This window comes from Roseibium sp., from assembly GCF_965216085.1.
GTDB lineage: Bacteria > Pseudomonadota > Alphaproteobacteria > Rhizobiales > Stappiaceae > Roseibium.
This window is the reverse complement of the sequence record NZ_OZ244138.1, coordinates 961,357-979,108: the sequence shown is the minus strand read 5'-3', so window position 1 is coordinate 979,108 and position 17,752 is coordinate 961,357. Positions and strand designations below refer to the sequence as shown.

Genomic DNA, 17,752 nt, shown 5'->3' with positions numbered 1-17,752 from the left:
CGGCCTTGTTACTTCTTTTCGGCACAGCCTAGATATGAAGAGCGTGTCCCAGCGCGCGCAAACAGGCTTCCTGCAGGCCTTCCGACTGGGTCGGGTGGGCATGAATGGTCGACGCGATGTCTTCCAGGCAGGCGCCCATCTCAATTGCCAGCGAAAACGCAGCAGACATTTCCGAGATACCCGCTCCAACAGCTTGGATGCCAACGACGGCATGATCCGCCTCCCGCCAGACAACGCGGATGAATCCGTCCTCGCGTTCCGTTGTCATGGCACGGCCATTGGCCATAAACGGGAAGTCGGCAGACTTGGTGCCTTCAAGCTCGCCTGGCAGCGCGCCACAGGTCACGACTTCCGGATCAGTGAAACAAACAGCCGGAATGGCCCGCTTGTCCCACTCCACGGAATGTCCGGCAATACGCTCGGCAACCATTTCACCCTGAGCCATCGCCCGGTGGGCCAGCATCGGTTCGCCGGTCACATCGCCAATCGCGTAGATACCACGCATGGAGGTCTGGCAGAACTTGTCGATCTTTACAAACGGCCCGTCCTGGGTGAGAGCCAGCTCTTCAATCCCAATCCCGACGGTGCGCGGACGCCGGCCGACCGTGACCAGCACTTTTTCAGCGGCAATATCACCCTTGTCAGTGCTCAGCGTTCCATCCGCATAGCCCTGCGCCTTTGTCCCGGTCATCACAGTGACGCCGAGATCTTTCAGCCGCTTTGCGACTGGAGCCGTCAATGCCTTGTCGTAAAGCGGAAGGATACGATCTTCTGCTTCAACCACTGTGACCTTGGCGCCGAGTTTGGCAAAGACAGTACCCAGCTCAAGTCCGATATAGCCGCCACCAACGACAGCCAGGCTGTCCGGCACTTCAGTCAAGTTGAGCGCATCGGTCGACGATAGTATTGAACCGCCAAACGGCAGGAACGGCAGCTCGACCGGAGCAGAACCGGACGCAACGACGATATATTCGGCGCGGATTGTCTTAGTGCCGTCGTTGTCGGTCACTTCAACGGTTTTGCCATCAAGGAAACGGGCCCGGCCGGAAACGAACCGCGCCTTGGCCTTTTTCATCAAGCCCGCAACACCTGTGTTCAGGCGTTCCACGATACCGTCTTTCCAGGCGACCGTCTGCTTCAGGTCGATGGTCGGGCTTCCGGTAGAAATCCCAAGAGGCCCGGAACCGGCATGGGCCATCTTGTAGAATTCATCCGCCGCGTGGATCATCGCTTTTGAGGGAATACAGCCAACATTGAGGCAGGTTCCACCGGGTTTGCCTTCATCGACAACAATGGTGTCGATGCCGAGCTGCCCTGCCCGGATCGCACAAATGTAACCGCCGGGGCCAGCGCCGATGATAAGAAGTTTGCAATTCAAATCTGACATTTAGCCCTCGACAAACAGCATGGCCGGGGTTTCCAGCAGGGTTTTCAGTTTCTGGACAAAGACAGCTGCATCCCAACCATCAATGACCCGGTGGTCGAAGCTGCAGGAGATGTTCATCATCTTGCGCGGCTGGAATTGCTGTCCGTCCCAGATCGGGCGGATCTGCATCTTGTTGACGCCGACGATCGCCACTTCCGGGTGATTGATGATCGGCGTCGTTGCAATAGCACCCAGCGATCCGAGTGAAGTGATGGTGATCGTGCCACCGTTCAGCTCTTCCCGTTTGATCGAACCGTCCCGCGCAGCTTCTGCAAGCCGAGAGACGGTCTCCGCGTTGTCCCAAAGGCTTCCGGCTTCCGCGTGATGCACGACCGGGACATTCAAGCCCTGAGGCGTCTGGGTCGCGATGCCGACATGCACACCGCCATGGCGGTAGATGATGCCAGCTTCGTCATCGTAGCGCGCATTCAGTCCCGGTTGTTCCCGCACGGCTTCAACAATCGCCCGCATCAGGAATGGGAGAAGCGTCAGTTTGGCGCGTTCACCCTTGTATTTGGTATTGAGCACCGCCCGCAGGTCTTCCAAAGCCGACATTTCGACTTCTTCGACAATGGTGATGTGCGGAATATGCTTTTTGGAAAGCGCCATCTTTTCGGCGATCTTGCGCCGCATGCCGATGACACGCACTTCCTCAATGCCCGTGTTCTGGCCGCGGGTCACCCCGCCCTGCTGAATACCGCCAGAAGCGATCCAGTTATCGAGGTCCGAATGGCTGATCCGGCCGGCCGGACCGGTGCCCGGAACCTGACGCAGGTCCACGCCTTCTTCGCGGGCGCGGGCCCGCACAGAAGGGGCTGCCAAAGGTTTGGTTCCGCTTGCCCGCGGAACCGGCGCGGAAGCGGGTACAGCTTGAGCTGGTTTGGAAACCGCTGCAGGAGCCGCTGAGACAGACGCTTCACGTTTTGGATCTGGTTTTGGTGCGGCAACAGGAGCCGGGCTTGGCTCTTTAGCAGCGGCAGCTGCAGGAACTTCGTTGCTTCCTTCGGCCTCATTGCCTTCACCCTGGACTTCAATGCGAACCAGAATGGAGCCGATGGCCATCATCTGACCGACGTCACCACCATGTTCTAGCACCTTGCCATCAACCGATGACGGCACTTCGACGGTCGCCTTGTCGGTCATGACCTCGGCCAGAACATCGTCTTCGCGAACCAAATCACCTGGCTGGACATGCCACTCAATCAGTTCTGCTTCGGCAATGCCTTCGCCTACATCCGGCAGCCGAATTGCAAAAACACCCATGGGCTTAATCCTCCATGACTTTGCGAAGGGCCTCACCCACGCGGCCTGGGCCTGGGAAGTACTCCCACTCCTGCGCGTGCGGATAAGGCGTATCCCAGCCGGTGACACGGATCATGGGGGCTTCGAGATGATAAAAACAACTTTCCTGAACAAGGCTCATGAGCTCAGCCCCAAACCCGGAGGTGCGGGTCGCTTCATGAACGATCACACAGCGGCCGGTCTTTTTGACCGATTCCGTGATCGCCTCCAGATCCAGCGGCAACAAGGTGCGCAGATCGATGATTTCCGCGTCAACACCTGTTTCTTCTGCGGCGGCTTCGGCGACATAGACCATCGTGCCATAGGCCAGAACGGTGACATCCGAGCCTTCCCGGAACGTATGCGCCTTGCCGAGCGGGACAATCTCATCGCCATCCGGGACGTCACCCAGCGCATGGTTCTTCCAGCTGACAATCGGCTTGTCATGATGGCCATCAAATGGGCCGTTGTAGAGCCGTTTCGGTTCCAGGAAAATCACCGGGTCCGGATCTGCAATGGAGGCCAGCAGCAGGCCCTTCGCATCGCGGGGATTGGATGGGAGCACCACCTTCAAACCCGAAACATGGGTAAAGAGCGCCTCCGGGCTCTGGCTGTGGGTTTGTCCACCAAAGATGCCACCACCGGTCGGCATGCGGATCACGAGCGGGCAAGTAAAATCGCCATTTGAGCGGTGGCGCAACCGAGCTGCCTCAGACGCTATCTGGTCAAATGCCGGATAGACGTAATCGGCAAACTGAATTTCGATCACCGGCTTCAGGCCATAGGCCGCCATGCCGATGGCCGTTCCGACGATGCCGCTTTCGTTGATGGGCGCATCAAAGCAGCGGGACTTGCCGTATTTTTCCTGAAGGCCAGCCGTACAGCGGAACACACCACCGAAGAAACCGACATCCTCGCCGTAGACCACAACCCGCTTGTCGGCCCCCATCGCCACATCATGGGCTTCACGGATCGCCTCGATCATTGTCATCTGAGCCATGATCAGAACCCCGCTTCCTGCCGTTGCCGGACCAAGTGCGGCGGCATGGTTTCATAAACTCCTTCAAACATGTCGCGTGGTGACGGCGCTTCTCCACCCGCCAGCGTGCCAACGGATTCAGCTTCTTTCTGCACGGTAATCACTGTGTCGAGGATTTCCGCTTCGGTCTGGCTGTGCCGTTCCTCGCTCCATTCACCGATGGTGATCAGGTGGTTTTTCAAACGTTCGATCGGATCGCCGAGCGGCCAGGCGGCCGCCTCGCTTTTCGCCCGGTAGGCAGATGGATCATCAGAGGTCGAGTGCCCCCCAGCACGGTAGGTCACATGTTCGATCAACGTCGGGCCGAAGCCTTTGCGCGCACGTTCTGCCGCCCATTTGGCGACAGCGTGAACGGCGAGGTAATCGTTACCATCAACCCGGATGGAGGCAATGCCAAACCCATGGCCACGAGCGGCGAACGTGCCAACGCCGCCCCGAGCAATCCCTTGAAACGTTGAGATGGCCCACTGGTTGTTGACGATATTCAGAACGACTGGCGCCTTATAGGTTGAGGCAAAAACCATGGCCGCATGAAAATCACTTTCCGCGGTCGAGCCATCGCCGATCCAGCCGGTCGCGATCTTTGTGTCCCCGGAGATCGCTGAAGCCATCGCCCAGCCGACGGATTGCACAAATTGGGTGCCCAGATTACCGGAAATCGAGAAGAACCCATGTTCCTTGGACGAATACATGATCGGCAGCTGGCGACCTGCCAGAGGATCTTTTGCATTCGAATAGATCTGGTTCATCATCGTCAGCATTGGATAATCGACGGCAAATAAAAGACCGGCCTGACGATAGGTCGGGAAATTCATATCTCCCGGCTCCAACGCCCGGGCAAAGGCACAAGACACGGCCTCTTCACCCAAATGCTGCATATAGAAACTGGTCTTGCCTTGGCGCTGCGCGTTCTGCAAGCGCGCATCAAAAGTGCGCAGCAACAACATGTGGCGCAGACCTAAGCGCAGCTCCTCAACGCTGAGCGCTCCAGCCCATTCGCCGACCGCCTTGCCTTCCTTGTTCAAGACCCGAACGATGGAAAAGGCCATGTCCCGGATTTCATCCGGATCGACGTCTACCGGGGGGCGGCCAACCGCACCGGCCCTGGGAATTTCGAAATCGGAAAAATCCGGTGTGTCGCCGGGCCGGCAGCCCGGCTCCGGCACATTCAACGATAGAGGAGCAGTATCCTGGGTCATGCAGCACCTTTCTGAAGGCTGCGGGCGTCGGCTAGAATCTTTGCGACCAGTTCATCGGCAACACGTGTTGTAGTCTTGCCGCTTTGGTCGCTCAGATCCAAAATCTCGCGGATCCGCCCGGCCAGCAATTTCAAACGGTCATCCCGATAGTCTTCACCAGTTTTGTGGATCTCCCTAGCAACACTGATGATACCACCAGCATTGACGACGTAATCCGGCAAATAACGTATGTCGCGTGCACGCAGTGTTTCAGCCACACCCGGAGTGGCGAGCTGATTGTTGGCCGCTCCACAGACGAGCTTGGCCTTCAATCGCGCAGCACTTTCCTCAGTCAGCACACCGCCAAGAGCGCAAGGCGCAAAAATGTCCATTTGCGCGTCAAACACAGCATCGACGGCACAGACCTCAGCACCAAGGTCTTTTGCCGCACGCTTCAACGCAGCTTCGTTGATGTCAGCGACGATCAGCTGCGCGCCAGCTTCATGAAGCTTTTCCGCCAGCGACATACCGACATGGCCAAGACCCTGAACCAGAACCCGGCGCCCGGTAAGGTCAGACGTCCCAAAGACGCTTTCTGCGCCAACCTTCAGACACTGGAACACACCTTCCGCAGTAAAAGGCGACGGGTCACCACTGCCATGCTGACCGCATTCCAGGCCAACGGCATAGTCGGTTTCGGCTGCTACCATCGCCATATCTTCCGGCGAAATCCCGACATCTTCCGCGGTGTAGTAAGTCCCTTTCAGGGATTCTACAGCCTGGCCAAACGCTCGGAACAGAGCTTCAGACTTCTCCGTCTTTGCGTCGCCAACGATCACCGACTTGCCGCCCCCAAGTCCTAAGCCCGCCATGGCATTCTTGCTGGTCATGCCCGAGGCAAGGCGCAAGACATCGGTGCGGGCTTGATCCAAGGAACCATATTTCCACATGCGGCAGCCACCCGCCGCCGGGCCAAGTACGGTAGAATGGACGCAGATAAACGCCTGCAGCCCGCTGTCCGATTCCTCAACAAAAAGCAGGCGCTCAAAGCCCGCCGGCGGCGTTTCTTGGGTGATCTTAAGCTGCATGATTTCCTCGCCAACAGTAGAAAACTACGTCCCGCTTTAGCGTAGTCAGGTTCGTTAGACGAAAAATCGTTTTCTTAGCTTCAGAATTATGATTATTAGCTGATATCGCTCACTAATTGGAGAAATTGAGTGGAAGTCACTATCGATGACATCGATCGGAAGATTCTTCGCGCAGTCTGTGACGATGGTCGCATTTCGATCGTGCAGTTAGCCGATCGGGTTGGGCTCTCTCCAACGCCCTGTAAGCGCCGTCTCAGACACTTGGAAGACAGCGGTGTGATTTCCGGTTACCGCGCCCGGATCGATCGGAAGGCGGCCGGGTTTGGCATTACAGCCTACGTTTCCGTCGAACTTGAACGGCAAGATGCCGATGAAGTCTTAAATTTTCAGAGCCAGGTGGCCCTCTTTGAAGAGGTCGTAACCGGCACACTTATGACTGGCGCTCAGGATTTTCTGCTGGAAATCTGGGTCGAAAGCCTGGAGGAGTTTGAGAGTTTTCTCCAAACCAAGCTCATGCGCCTTCCAGGGCTGCGGGTGGTCCGGTCACGTTTTGCTCTGCGCAAGTTCGTTGATCGCACACGTATTCCCTAAAAGCCTGCAAATGGCCCTTTGGACCTACGACACCCAGCCACCTGATAAATCACCCTACCAGATCGTGTAAGGATTGACCGCTTCGAAATCATCCGGATCAATCAATGTGTTCATCAACTCAGCATTTGCCTTCACGCTGCCAGCCTTGGCAGAGCCGATGAGAACCGATTTGATCACTGGAGAAGTTAAAGGGAACTGCAATGCGGCCTGAGGCAGCTGATGCCCTTTCGCCTCCAGGTATTTTTGGATGTGCGCGACCTTCTCGCAGATGTCGCGCGGCGCTGGAGCATAGTCAAAGTAAGCGCCGTCAATTGGCCCCGTTGCGAGAATACCGGAGTTAAACACCCCGCCGGCGACAATTGAAACGCCACGCTGTTCACATAGCGGCAGGAGTACCTTTGCCCCACGACGATCTAAAAGCGAAAAGCGCCCCGCCAACAGAATAACGTCGAGATCGGCCTGAACCAGTATGTTCAGACACGCCTGAACTTCATTGACCCCAAGGCCAAAGGCTTTGATTGCACCGCTGGATTTCAATTCGGTGAGAGCCAGATGACCGCCCCCGAAAAAGTCTGTCAGGTGTTTTTTATAGGTCGCCTCATCAAAGCCGCGCGGCTCCAAATCATGAACGTAGAGAATGTCGATCCGGTTGAGGCCAAGCCGGGCGAGCGACATCTCGTATGATTTCATGATGCCATCGTAGGTGTAGTCGAAGTCGACCGTGAAAGGCAGCGGGTCAACAAAACCATGATCGGGAACATCGGCCTCGGCAACCGGACGCAACAGCTTCCCCACTTTGCTGGATAGAACCCAACCGTCTTTGTCTCGCAGAAAATCACCAACCCGCCGTTCCGACAGCCCATGCCCATAGAAGGGCGCGGTGTCGAAATATCGGACCCCGGCGTCCCAGGCCGCCACCATGGCCAGCATGGCCGTTTCCTGAGTGACAGGCCGGTAAAGATTTCCGATAGCGCCAGCCCCAAAGCTGAGTTCGGTTAGTTCCAGGCCAGTCTCACCAAGCGCTCTTTTCTTCATCACGCGACTTTCTGCTGGGAGGATGCTGCGATCAGGCCGCGCAGCTCGGCGAGGCCTTTCAGCCGGCCAATGTAGGAATAACCAGGGTTGGCAGCGCGCCCAATGTCAGTTCCGATTAAATGTCCATGATCCGGACGCATCGGGATGGCCTGGTCAGTCTTTTCTTCCCCAGCGCGAATGTGTTTTATCACTTCAAGCAATTCGTCCAACCGGTGCAAATGCTCCGCTTCATGGAAACTGTGTCCACCTTCAAGGCGCACCATGCGTAAATGGGCAAAGTTAATTCGGTCCGCGAACTCCCGCGCCATCTCCGGCAAGGTGTTATCAGCCCGGGCGCCATAAGAGCCGGTGCAGAAGGTCAGCCCGTTTTCCGGGGCATCGACAGCAGCCAGAATGGCGCGGGCATCGGCCTGTGTGGAAACCACCCGCGGCAGCCCGAACAGGGAAAACGGCGGATCATCGGGGTGAATGGCAAGTTTTACACCAACGTCCTGGGCGACCGGAACAACTTCTTTCAAGAAGGCGGCCAGGTTGGCTCGGATGCCGTCTTCGCTCAAGCCGGCAAAACTCTGAATCGCTTTTGCAATCGTCTGCCGCGTTTGCGTTTTTGCACCACCTGGAAGACCAGCAATGATGTTCTGTTCCAGCCGGATCTTGTCATCTTCGCCCATACGGCCGAGCCGCGCTCGGGCCGCAACTATCACTTCGGCAGAGTAATCCCTCACCGCGTCGGATCGTTTCAGTATGCCGATGTCATAGGCCGCAAAATCCGTGTGATCGTAACGCAACGCATATCCACCGCCTGGAAGTCCGAACATCAGATCTGTCCGGGTCCAGTCGACGACTGGCATGAAATTGTAACAGACGGTTTCAATGCCCTGGCGGCCAAGCCGCGCAAGCGTGTCCTTCCAGGCGCTGATTTCTGCGCGGGCAGCAATGCCTTCGCGTTTGATTGCATCCGGTACGGGAATGGATTCACAAACGGACCAAGCCAATCCTGCGCGCTCAATCAAGTCTTTCCGCTTTTGGATATCCTCAACCGTCCAAACCTGTCCCGGAATATATTGGTGTAGGGCGGTGACGATGCCTTCAACGCCAGCTTGCCGGATATGGGACAGGGGAACCGGATCTTCTGGTCCGAACCAGCGCCAAGTTTCAATCATCAGGTTTTCCAATATTGGTGAGTAGGACAGACAGAGTGGTGTTGGCGTCAGGTTTTTATTCTGTAGGCTTCTATGGCCGAGGTCCGCAGGATCTGCTCCTGCTCACCAGCCGGGCGACCAGCAATCGCTGACCGCACCAAATCAAGCGTGCTGCCATAGTCAGCCGCCAATGTGCAAACCGGCCAGTCCGAACCTGTCATCACCCGGTCAGCGCCAAACAGATCTATGACGTGGTTGATGTAGGGCACAATGTCGTCTGCTGACCAGTTGGCCCAGTCAGCTTCCGTTACCAGACCAGAGAGTTTGATCCAGACACGATCTTTAAAGACCGCAAGACGGGCAATACCCTCTTCCCAATCAGCATCCCAGCCATCGGCAATGCGTGGCTTGGCGATGTGATCGATGACAAACTTCAGGTCCGGTTGCCTTTCGACACAAGCGGCAGACGCGGCCAGTTCACGCGGACGGATCAGCAAATCATAAACAAGTCCGTGCCTGGTAATTTCCAGTAACGATGCCTGGACATCGGTCCTCAGAAGCCAATTCGAATCAGCTTCGTCATGCACCTGATGGCGAATGCCCTTCAGGTATTTTGCTGCGGGATGCTGCTTAAGACGGTCAAGTTGTGCCACCGCATCCTTGGTGAGATCAATCCAGCCAACGACACCGGCAATGAAGTCGGTTTTGCCGGCAAGATCGAGAAACATTTCGGTTTCTTCAAGGCTGGACCATGTCTGGACAAGGATGGTGTGGGAGACTTGCGCGCTGGTAAGAAGTGGCGCCAGATCTTCGGCGGAAAACACCTTGTTGATCGGTTCATGTTCTGCGCCCATCCAGGTAAAATCCCCCCGTGACGGGTCCCAGATATGATGGTGGCTGTCTATCGCAAACATTGGTTTCAGGCTCTTAGAAAATGCGGGGGTCAGTCGAACTGCAAGCCGCCATTCATATCGATCACTTCGCCGGTAATAAATCCAGCCATGGGCGACGCAAGAAACGCGACCGTATGCGCCACCTCTTCAGGAGAGCAAAACCGGCCAACAGGAATTTCAGACAAGAGATGCTGGCGCTGGTCTTCGCACAGCTGTTCCGACACCATTGGAGACATTACATAGGCCGGAGCAATTGCATTGGCAGTCACACCTTTGCCCGCATACTCCCTGGCAACAGAAAAAGTTAAACCGGTCAAAGCTGCTTTTGACGTGGTGTAGGCGGTTCCAGCAGTCAGGCCGCCACATTTGGACGCCCAGGACGACATGTTGATCACACGCCCCCAACCGCGGCTGACCATTTTTGGCAGAGCGTTTTGGGATAACAGAAAAGCAGCGTCCAGATTGATCCGGTGAATCCGGTGCCAATCTGTCAGAGATTGTTTTTCAAGTTTGTCATTGGACAAGACGCCAGCGTTGTTCACCAGAATATCGACTGGAGCAAGCTCCCCAATAACGGTTTCGAGCGAACGCGGATCACCCAGGTCTGTACATATCAGTGTTGCGCCCGTTGTCTCTGCGAGCTTTTCTAGGTGTGTTTGGTCGATGTCGAGCGCGATGATATTTGCACCGTCAGCCGCAAGGCGCTCACAGATGGCAGCTCCAAGAGCTCCAGCTGCACCTGTTACCAGCGCCGTTTTTCCATCAAGGTTCATTTCGAAAGCTTTCCAAGAGGGACCGGGGCATCACTGCCCCGGTGCGCAAGATTACAGCGATGGCGGGTTCAAGAGCGAACGGATCGCCATATCGCCCTGAACAAGGATGGCCACACCGGTATCGATGTCGGCTGTGGGAACCTGCCCCATGCCCGGGTTTGTCATGCTGTCGAACTGTGTCGGATGCGCAGCCGACCAAAGCTGCCAGAAAGATTGCACACCCATCATGTATGGGTTTTGAGCAACAGTCGCGAGGTACTCGCCATCGTCGATACCCATCAGGATCGGCGCATCAATGGACCAAGCCAATACGCCAACCTGATTTTCACCACGGTCCCGGCCGACGTTGCGGGTTGCCGCTTGCGCGCCGGTCGCAGGGTTGCCATGTGCACAGAAAATGACATTGATTTCCGGATTGGCCTGCAGCATCGCCGTGTTCACGGTCTCAGCTTTTTGCAGGTCGCCTTCATCATTGACTTCCGCAACAACCTTTGCGCCGGGTGCGACGGAAGCCATGCCCTCTTTAAAGCCGCGCAGGCGGTGGTTGATGGAATCGAGGCCGGGGATCAAGGACACGCCAACACGGGCTTTGTCGCCATAGATCTCACCAATTGCTTTGCCGGCAGCGTAACCTGCGTTGTAGTTGTTGGTGCCGACGAACAGGAGGCGGTTCGATTCCGGGCTGTCACTGTCAAACGTTAGTGTTGGGACACCTGCTTCCATGGCGGCATCGATGGCACCCGTCAGCGTGTCCGCGTCACCGGCAGTCACTGCAATGCCTTTGACTCCTTTGGCGACAAGCTGTTCCACCGCACGGGCTTCTGCCGATGCATCCCAGTCGGCCGGGCCTTGCAACTCTGTTGTTGCACCAACAGTTGCAGCAGCATCCTTGAAGCCGGCATAGGCCCAATTGAAGAACTCAGAGCCCTTCAAGAAAACCACCATGCCGTAGTGTTCTTTGTCTTCCGCCAAGGCGGGGGTGGTAAATGTTGCGCTCAAGGTTAGAGCGGCAACAGCCAGTCCTTTGATGAGGTTCATCCTCAACTCTCCTCCACGATCAATTTTTTAGGGGTCTGGTCCAGTTTCATTTGCCTTGCACCAAGCAAGTCCCGCCGGTTTTTGAGAGCGATCATGCGGCTCAAGAGGACCGCCAGCAGAAGCATGGCGCCATTGACGACGTCATACCAAAATGGGTTGATGGCTGAGGTGACGAAGACGTTGTGCACAACAGCCAGAAAAATGACGCCAAGCACGGTGCCGAACATGGTTCCCGATCCGCCCATGATGTCAGTGCCACCAACAGCAACAGCTGCAATGGCTTTCAATTCGGCGAGGTTTCCATGGCCCCAGTGCGCCGCACCATAGCGGGCAGCGGCCATGATCCCGGCACATCCAGCCAAGGTCGAGCACAGGACGTAGATAGAGATTTTTACCCGGTCTGTGTTGACGCCGGAAAACCGGGCTGAACGCTCAGAACCGCCAATGAAATAGAGCTGGCGGAAGTACCGGTGGTGGGCAAGCAACAAGCCAAGCACCAACGCCGCAATGGCAAAAAACCAAATCGGAACATCGACACCAAGGATCTGGCCCTGACCGAGATAGAGGAAACTGTCGGAAAAACCTGAGACCGATTTTCCATCGGTAATGGCCAGATTAACACCGCGCAGCGTGAGCAGCATGCCCAATGTGATAATAAGCGGATGAACTCGCAGCAGTACAATCAGCGTGCCGTTGATCGCGCCAATCAGCATGGAGGCCAGAACCGTCAGTGAGACTGCAAGAAACACTGGCAGTCCGGCCTCCACCATCAGCTTTGCTACCAAGATTTCGGCAAATGCAAAGACTGATGCAACAGATAGATCAATGCCGCCCATGATGATCACAAAGGTCATGCCGATAGCCATGATGCCTTCGAACACCATATTCATCGCCAGAACCCGCAAATTTGCGCCAGTCAGCACGTTGCCGAACACCATCTGGAAGCCAACGGCAATAGCGAGTGTCACCAGGATCAGGCCAATGTACTGGACCTGTTCAGGGCGTATCTTTTTGGTTTTCTGATTCATTATTGAATGCCCTATTCAATGGCCGCAGCCATGACCTCTTCCTGGCCAAGCTCAGTCTTGCTGTTGTCAAGGAGTGCGGAGACCCGCCCGCTGCGAAAAACCAGGACGCGGTCCGACATGCCAAGGACCTCAGGCATTTCGGAGGACACCATGATCACGGCGGCCCCGGCCTCAGCGAGATCCCTTAGGCGCTGGTGAATAAGGGATTTCGCACCGACATCGACGCCGCGGGTCGGCTCGTCAACGATGAGCAACTTTGGTTCCGCTTCCAGAGCTTTGGACAGCAGAACTTTTTGCTGGTTACCGCCTGACAGGTCGATCACCGCCACTGATGGCCGGGCGGGGCGGATGTCCATGCGGCCAATGTAGGTGTTTGCTGCCTCCGCCATGGCGCCGCTGTTGACCATGGCCATCGGCCCGGACTTTCGCATCACGGATGCTGCGGCGATGTTCTGTTCAATCGAATATGTTAGGAAGAGCCCAGAACCTTTGCGATCTTCCGAGACATAAACAATTCCCTTTTTCATGGCATCGGCAGGATCTGAGATATCGACCCCAGCCCCCTCCAATTCAAATGAGCCAGCGGTTCTGGGTGTTGCGTTGATAAGCGCCAGCATGGCCTCGGTTCGGCCTGAACCGACAAGCCCAGCAACACCGAGGATTTCACCGCGCCGCACTTCAAAGGAGACGTCGGCAACGGTGCCGAAGGCCGAAAGACCACTGCAACGGAACATCACTTCACCTGGTGCACTGGCCTTGGGCGGATAAAGGTCGGTCAGATGACGGCCGACCATCATGGCAATGATTTCACTGGTATCGGTTTCCGCGACTGGACGCGTTCCGATGAAACGACCGTCACGCAAAACGGTGATCCGGTCCGAAATCTCGAAGAGCTCGGACAGCTTGTGAGAAATAAACACAATCCCCAGCCCTTTGTCCCGCAGGTCCCGGACCACTTGGAAAAGTTCCTGGATTTCCTTCTCCGACAAAGAAGAGGTCGGCTCGTCCATAAAGATGTATTTGGCATCCAGGGAGACGGCCTTGGCGACCTCGACCAGCTGCTGCATCCCGGTTGAGAGCGAACCGGCGAGCGCATTCGGGTCGATATCGACACCCATCCGGTCGAAGATTTCTTGTGCTGCCCGGGTCATTGCAGGCCAGTCATTCAGACCAAACCGATTGGTGATTTCTCGGCGCAGAAACATGTTTTCCGCAACCGTAGCATTCGGCACCAGGCTGAGCTCCTGGTGAACCACGGCGATTCCGGCACGCATGGCTTCCAGCGGATGGCCAAACGCGTGCTCGTCTCCATCCAAAAGCACTTTGCCCGTGTCATACCGCAGGTTGCCGGAGATTATGTTGACGAGGGTGGATTTGCCCGCACCATTTTCCCCGATCAAGGCGTGGATTTCGCCTGGCGCCAGCTCAAAATCGACACCGTGCAACACGGTGTTGCCGTGAAAACTTTTGGTGATTTCTTGCGCGAAGAGCATCAGGCATCTCCTCCGCGGGCCCGACGGATAGCATCGATCGCAACAGCCAGGATAAGAACGGCACCAACAGTCGCCTGCTGCCAGTTGGGGTCACCGTTTAGCAAGACAAATCCGTTGCCGATGAGCGCAAGCAGTAGAACGCCAAGAAAGGTTCCAAGAACAGATCCAGCCCCGCCAGATAAGCTGGCGCCGCCGATGACGGCTGCCGCGAGAGCGCGTAATTCAGCGCCGATCCCATAGTTTGCGTAGCCGATCTTGTTTGCCGAAGTCATGAGTACTGCGGCAACCCAGACAAAAGCGGCTGCGAGCACATAGGCAGAGATCGCGATCCGGTCGACTTTTAAACCGGAGAGTTTGGCCGCTTCCGGGCTTTCACCGAGGTAAAAAAAGCCTCGCATAGGCGCCCAACGCCAGAGCAAGAGGCCAAACAAACCTGTCACCGCAAGAGTGATCAACAGCATATTCGGGAAGCCATAGACCATGTCCCCAATGGGGATCCGGATTTCTTCGCGGGCAAACTTGGAAAACCAGCGGGCAGCATACGGGAAAGAGACATATTGCCCGGTCGTCAGAACCGTTGCGACCCCGCGCGCTGCTGTCATCATCGCGAGGGTGACGAGGAAAGGCAGCAAGCCGACCTTGACGATCAGGACGCTATTGATGGCCCCGCACAAGAGCGCAACACCGAGGCTTAAGATCAGAGCCAGATAGACCGGGGTTCCGTCCTTCAGCAACATGGCCAGGACAACAGATGTTAAGGCAAGAACCGAACCGACCGACAGGTCCAGCCCGCGCACGATGAGAACCACGGTCATCGCTACAGCGAGCAGGAGATCATAGGACATCAAGGTCAGGATAGCCTTGAAGTTGGTCCAGCTCAAAAAGGCCTCCGGCCGGAAATACCCGATTAGGCCAATCACGACCAGGTTGATCATCAACAGCCAGAACTGACGGTTGGCGGCAAAAGCCAAATTCATGCGCTCGCGCGGTTTTGTCGCGGCGGCTATCGCCATTTTTCGTCCTCCCACAGAACCGAAGTGGCACCCGTTTTGGGAGGCGCGACGGCCGGTTCGTTCCAATACTTCGTAATTCATATACCGATATATTGGTTTTTGCAAGTGCTTGTTTTTGATCCAGTTGAGGCACGGACTTAACCTCGACAAAAAACCGATATTTCGGTATTCAAGGTGGTGTTAATTCGAAGGTATTGGACAACTCGCAGGAGCACAGCGTGCCGAGGCCCAGAAAAAAAGATACTGAAAACAACGCATTGCTGCAGGAACCCTTTGTAGTTCCAGACCGGATCCTGGCCGGGATTGACGACAGCCAGCCACGCGCGCAGCAAATGTACAGCCTGATCCGCAGCTTGATCATCGAGATGGAACTCAGCCCCGGCAGCCCAATTTCGGAAAAGGCCATCGGCGAAGCCATGTCGGTGTCACGCACTCCTCTGCGCGAGGCACTTTTAAAGCTTGCCGACGAAGGCTTTGTTACCATCGTGCCCAACATGGGCACGTTCGTATCGAAGATCGATCTAGCAACAGTTTTCGAAGGGCAATTCGTCCGGCGGGCCTTGGAATTGGAAACAACCCGGGTTGCCGCACTAAAGATGGACGCCGAATTTCTTCGCGAGCTTGACGTCAACATGTACCAGCAGAAGCGCTGCGCATCAGACATGGATGAAGCCGCTTTTTATCAAGCGGATGAGGAGTTTCACCGGATTATCAGTTCAATCGCAGCCTCAAAACGGGTCTGGAAAACCATTCATGTCGCCAAGGGTCAACTAGATCGAGTGCGCAGACTAGCGTTCCCCCTACCCGATCATATGAAGGTCGTCTTGGACGAACACACGGCGATTTATGAGGGATTGAAAAACAACGATCCGGCGGCAGCAGTCGCGGCGATGGAGATCCATCTTGCCCGGATTTTCATAACACTCCAGACCCTGTGCGAGAGCCGGCCAGAACTGTTTTCAGAAGATGCGGCCGATATGATCGCAGAACATGCCAAATTGCTGTCGCCTTAGGCGCGCATCAAACAAATCTGTTGTGGCCAGCAGCACTGGTGCGGGCAGCTGGCCAATCTATGACATGCCCCCCCTTAAGCAGAAAGCGCGTGCCTGGTGAGAATTTGCTCAAACAACAGCGCAACGGCTTCAGCTCCGGGATCATTGTAGCCGGACAGACTGCTCTCCGAGACATAACTGGCTCGCCCCGCCCTGGCCCGAGTGATCCGGGAGGTTGCATCCGCCCCCTGGCGTGCGGCCGAAGCCGCCGCCTCCAAGCCATTATCAAGCGCGTCCAAGGCCGGCAGGAGCGCATCGATCATTGTCCGGTCGCCCGGACCAGCGCCGCCCACCTGCATGACCCTTTCAAGCCCCGCTTTCAAAGCCCCGATTGAATTCTGACCACTGGAAGACGCGTCTCCGGCAGCAGCGAAAAAGATCGCCAGAAGCACGCCAGACGACCCCCCCATGACCTGGCTCAATTCCAAGCCGATCGCCCTGTAAAGCTGCGTAGTGTCAGCCAAAGGAAGCCTGGGAAGTGCTTCGATCAAGGAACGGGCAGCCGCCGCCAATGTTGTCCCAGTATCTCCATCCCCCGACTTTGCGTCCAGAGCATTAAGATCCGTCTCAGCGGCAATCAGGATGTTGCAACACCGTTCAATGAAATCTTGCGTCCTTTCGTCCTGTGATGGCAGCGGCTGGATCGGTGAGAGCCCATCTGGAAGCGGGAGAACCGAAACCGCGCCGAGGGCCAGACACCCGGGCCAAGCCCATGGTGCCACAGGAGCCTGCAAGAGAGCTTCTTCCGTCTGGCTCACCGGCAACAAAGAAACCGAAAAGCCATGCATATCCAGGGACGTCATCAATGGCGCCGGACCAATCAGCCAACGGATTTGCGGTCCGATCCGCGAATGGGTCAACTCTTCAGCCAAGACAGCCATTTCGAGCGGAGTTGTACCACCCAGATTGTTCAAAAGGGCGACATGAGGGCCAGGGGGAAGCGAAGCCTCTAGCCGGTCAACAACCATCGCCATAGCGGTTTTAGCGTTGGAAAATCCAACTTGTTCAACACCGGCTTCGCCATGAATGCCAAGCCCCAGCTCTGCCTTGCCGGGTTCGATCCGGTCTTCCTTCGGTGACCCCGGGACTGTACAGGTATCTAGGGACATGCCAATTGACACAGCACCATCAATCACGCGTTCAGCAGCGTCGGTAACCGCCTGCAAGCTGGCGCCTTGGTCGGCCAAGGCTCCAGCGATTTTGTGCACAAAGAGAGTCCCTGCAACACCGCGGGATTGCGGCAGGTCCGGCAACGCAATGTCATCATCGACGATGACCATGTTGACCTTGAGGCCGAATGCGCGCGCCCGTTCTACTGCAAGGCCAAAATTCAATCGATCACCGGTATAATTCTTCACAATAACCAGGCAGCCGGCTTTACCAGTTACGGCCAGAATACCAGCGAGAACCGCATCGACCGATGGTGAAGCAAACACTTCGCCGCAGACAGCGGCCGTCAGCATCCCCTGTCCGACAAAACCCGCATGGCTCGGCTCGTGGCCGGAACCGCCACCAGACACCAGCGCAACTTTGGATTTATCCCAGTCGGTGCGCACGACCACTTTGATATGCGGGTAGCCGTCGAGCCTGGCCAACCGCCCGCCACCTGTCCGAAGCGAGCCATCGATGGCTTCGGTGACCAGCGTTTCTTTTGTATTGATAAATTGTTTCATGACTGGTCT

Annotated in this window: 16 protein-coding genes; 2 read left to right on the top strand and 14 right to left on the bottom strand. The window is 56.4% G+C overall.

Annotation, left to right across the window (positions count from 1 at the left end; translation table 11 throughout):
* Positions 1 to 28: 28 nt before the first annotated feature.
* From lpdA to ACOOFE_RS04540, 5 genes are read right to left on the bottom strand one after another with little or no spacing between them, the layout of a single operon-like run.
* Entirely contained in the window at positions 29 to 1,387 is a 1,359-nt protein-coding gene (lpdA, locus tag ACOOFE_RS04560) for a dihydrolipoyl dehydrogenase (protein ID WP_420413856.1), read from the bottom strand.
* Positions 1,388 to 2,689 carry a dihydrolipoamide acetyltransferase family protein gene (locus ACOOFE_RS04555; RefSeq protein WP_420413855.1) on the bottom strand — a complete coding sequence of 434 codons (1,302 nt, stop codon included), beginning with the start codon at positions 2,687 to 2,689 and terminating at the stop codon, positions 1,388 to 1,390.
* A 4-nt stretch (positions 2,690 to 2,693) separates the two neighbouring features.
* Positions 2,694 to 3,707, bottom strand: a complete 1,014-nt coding sequence (locus ACOOFE_RS04550) for an alpha-ketoacid dehydrogenase subunit beta (protein WP_420413854.1) — start codon at positions 3,705 to 3,707, stop codon at positions 2,694 to 2,696.
* A 2-nt stretch (positions 3,708 to 3,709) separates the two neighbouring features.
* On the bottom strand, positions 3,710 to 4,945 hold the full coding sequence (locus ACOOFE_RS04545; RefSeq protein WP_420413853.1) for a 3-methyl-2-oxobutanoate dehydrogenase (2-methylpropanoyl-transferring) subunit alpha: 1,236 nt from the start codon (positions 4,943 to 4,945) through the stop codon (positions 3,710 to 3,712).
* Positions 4,942 to 6,012: a Leu/Phe/Val dehydrogenase gene (locus tag ACOOFE_RS04540; RefSeq protein WP_420413852.1), complete on the bottom strand. Its 1,071-nt coding sequence runs from the start codon at positions 6,010 to 6,012 to the stop codon at positions 4,942 to 4,944. Before ACOOFE_RS04540 ends, ACOOFE_RS04545 begins: the two co-directional genes overlap by 4 nt.
* Before the next feature lie 129 nt (positions 6,013 to 6,141).
* On the opposite strand from ACOOFE_RS04540, the gene ACOOFE_RS04535 reads away from it, so the two are divergent.
* Positions 6,142 to 6,603, top strand: coding sequence for an Lrp/AsnC family transcriptional regulator (locus ACOOFE_RS04535; protein ID WP_420413851.1), 462 nt, complete (start codon positions 6,142 to 6,144; stop codon positions 6,601 to 6,603).
* A 54-nt stretch (positions 6,604 to 6,657) separates the two neighbouring features.
* Here the strand turns inward: ACOOFE_RS04535 and ACOOFE_RS04530 are convergent, their stop codons facing one another.
* Genes ACOOFE_RS04530 through ACOOFE_RS04495 form a run of 8 tightly spaced genes read right to left on the bottom strand, consistent with a single transcriptional unit; the run spans position 6,658 to position 15,018 of the window.
* Positions 6,658 to 7,638 carry an aldo/keto reductase gene (locus ACOOFE_RS04530; protein WP_420415544.1) on the bottom strand — a complete coding sequence of 327 codons (981 nt, stop codon included), beginning with the start codon at positions 7,636 to 7,638 and terminating at the stop codon, positions 6,658 to 6,660.
* Positions 7,638 to 8,801 (bottom strand): mannonate dehydratase, encoded by a 1,164-nt coding sequence (uxuA, locus tag ACOOFE_RS04525; protein WP_420413850.1) that lies wholly within the window; start codon positions 8,799 to 8,801, stop codon positions 7,638 to 7,640. The genes ACOOFE_RS04530 and uxuA overlap by 1 nt, the downstream gene beginning before the upstream one ends.
* 47 nt (positions 8,802 to 8,848) lie before the next feature.
* Positions 8,849 to 9,694 carry an amidohydrolase family protein gene (locus tag ACOOFE_RS04520; protein WP_420413849.1) on the bottom strand — a complete coding sequence of 282 codons (846 nt, stop codon included), beginning with the start codon at positions 9,692 to 9,694 and terminating at the stop codon, positions 8,849 to 8,851.
* 29 nt (positions 9,695 to 9,723) lie between these two features.
* Positions 9,724 to 10,446 (bottom strand): SDR family NAD(P)-dependent oxidoreductase, encoded by a 723-nt coding sequence (locus ACOOFE_RS04515; protein WP_420413848.1) that lies wholly within the window; start codon positions 10,444 to 10,446, stop codon positions 9,724 to 9,726.
* A 51-nt stretch (positions 10,447 to 10,497) separates the two neighbouring features.
* Complete coding sequence (locus ACOOFE_RS04510; RefSeq protein WP_141185330.1) at positions 10,498 to 11,484, bottom strand: substrate-binding domain-containing protein; 987 nt, start codon at positions 11,482 to 11,484, stop codon at positions 10,498 to 10,500.
* 2 nt (positions 11,485 to 11,486) lie between these two features.
* Positions 11,487 to 12,512 (bottom strand): ABC transporter permease, encoded by a 1,026-nt coding sequence (locus ACOOFE_RS04505; RefSeq protein ID WP_420413847.1) that lies wholly within the window; start codon positions 12,510 to 12,512, stop codon positions 11,487 to 11,489.
* Between the two features lie 11 nt (positions 12,513 to 12,523).
* Entirely contained in the window at positions 12,524 to 14,005 is a 1,482-nt protein-coding gene (locus ACOOFE_RS04500; protein WP_420413846.1) for a sugar ABC transporter ATP-binding protein, read from the bottom strand.
* Positions 14,005 to 15,018: an ABC transporter permease gene (locus ACOOFE_RS04495; RefSeq protein ID WP_420413845.1), complete on the bottom strand. Its 1,014-nt coding sequence runs from the start codon at positions 15,016 to 15,018 to the stop codon at positions 14,005 to 14,007. Before ACOOFE_RS04495 ends, ACOOFE_RS04500 begins: the two co-directional genes overlap by 1 nt.
* Before the next feature lie 218 nt (positions 15,019 to 15,236).
* Here ACOOFE_RS04495 and ACOOFE_RS04490 point away from each other — a divergent pair, with 218 nt between their 5' ends.
* A complete protein-coding gene (locus ACOOFE_RS04490) occupies positions 15,237 to 16,031 on the top strand; it encodes a GntR family transcriptional regulator (protein ID WP_420413844.1) in 795 nt (264 codons plus the stop codon).
* Between the two features lie 74 nt (positions 16,032 to 16,105).
* On the opposite strand, the gene ACOOFE_RS04485 is transcribed toward ACOOFE_RS04490, so the two are convergent.
* Positions 16,106 to 17,743: a dihydroxyacetone kinase subunit DhaK gene (locus ACOOFE_RS04485; protein ID WP_420413843.1), complete on the bottom strand. Its 1,638-nt coding sequence runs from the start codon at positions 17,741 to 17,743 to the stop codon at positions 16,106 to 16,108.
* Between the last annotated feature and the right edge of the window lie 9 nt (positions 17,744 to 17,752).